At 48.2% G+C, this 1,750-nt stretch carries 1 protein-coding gene; it reads right to left on the minus strand.

The genetic code is table 11. The features are described from left to right. Positions 1 to 1,750 (minus strand): strawberry notch family protein (locus VB732_RS35600; protein ID WP_323235502.1); only part of this gene is annotated, 1,750 nt, incomplete at both ends.

Here is a 1,750-nt window from a genome sequence, read left to right on the forward strand (position 1 = left end):
GTCAGCCTTAACTTCATCAAGTCGTCGTTTCAAAAGTTCTTCATTAGTCGAAACTATTTGAATGACAATTGCAAGACCTTGGGCTAGATCCTGCTCAATCGCTTTGATCAGGGTAGGGCATTTCATCCCGGTCAGCAGATGATTGAAGAATCTTTGCTTATGCGACTCGAACTGAGACACTGCGCTCATCTTCGCAGCACGGTTGTAAGTCTTGGAACCAGAGATATTACAAGCTTCCAGGGCTTTATCTAAATTATTATGAATAACCTGGAAAGCATCGGAGTAGCTGTTATAGCTCCGTTCCTGCCTCGGCGTTAACTCAATTTCGAGCGTTTGATACTCCACCCCCTCGAATGAAAGGCTCCGCGCCAGATACAGTCCCAAAGCCTTGAGATCCCTGGCGACCACTTCCATCGCGGCGATACCACCGCCCTCAATGGATTCCACAAAATCTTCACGGGAGGTAAACGGGAAATCCCCAGTCTGCCAAAGTCCCAGGCGATTGGCGTATGAGAGATTTGAGACTTTAGTTGCACCAGTCGCAGAAACGTAGATAACCCGTGCCTGCGGTAATGCGTTTTGCAACCTCAGCCCAACAATGCCTTGCTGGGATGCTGCAACCATACCGAGTTTACCCTCTTGAGCCATTGCATTGCCCATACTGTGGCACTCGTCATAGGCGATCGCTCCCTCAAAGTCCTTGCCTGCCCATTCAACAATTTGCTTGAGCCGACTTTTACCGTTCTTTTGAGAACGTAGAGTTGAGTAGGTGCAGAAGAGAATGCCTTGGGTGAAGGGGATGGGGTCGCCAAGTTTGATGTTGCCCAGATCAATAATGTCCTTTTCGCTACCGCCTAACGCACACCAATCACGTCTTGCATCCTCAATCAGTGCAGAACTCCTTGATACCCAGATTGCTTTTCTTCGTTCCTGACACCAATTATCGAGGATAATGCCAGCTACCTGTCGCCCCTTACCAGAACCCGTGGAATCGCCTAAGAACCAGCCACGACGAAATTTTACGGCATCTTCTTCGCCAGTCGCCGCTACAGTCACATTATCCCATGAATCATCCACAATATAAGACCCAGACAGGAATTCACAGTGCGCTTGACCTGCGTAAATCACGCTCTCAATCTGTGCCTCTGACAACAAGCCTTGTGCGATAATATTGCCAGGAAGATGCGGTTTGTAAGTTGGTGCTGGTGGCGAGACAAGTGCTAAGGCTGCACTTTCGCAAAGCAATGAGGGATGAGGTAAAGCGTCCTTGATTCGGATTCTTTGTGGGCGATAGGTTTCGTATAGGGTATCTTTCAATCCCTCACTAGCCGTCCACTCGATAACCTCATATTCCAGCACTACTACGTCGTCTGGAAGAGAGGAAACTGTTTCTGGTTGTGCAACTGTAGTACGTTTTGGCAATTGAACAACTTTTGCTCTCGCAGCAGCTTTGATATCTGAGCGTTCCCACGAAGACCTCTGTGGCAACTGCTCAATTAATGCCAGTATTTCAGGCAGATCCAAAGTTTCAGTAATACAAGGGATTTCGCTGGAGTCAGCCAGAACTTTGTCGATCACTGTAATCCGAGTGTCGATAGTTGTCCCATGTTTTGAGTAAACCTTGCCGTTAACCCCGACTGACATTAAAACTCGTGCTTCCGAGTGCCACCTAACAAAAGTCTCTCGCCAAGTAGGATTATTGGGAGAGAACCAGTTGGCTGTGATTGTTACCAGTCGTCCACCGTCAGCT

Source organism: Nostoc sp. UHCC 0252, assembly GCF_034931145.1.
Classification (GTDB): Bacteria; Cyanobacteriota; Cyanobacteriia; order Cyanobacteriales; family Nostocaceae; genus Nostoc.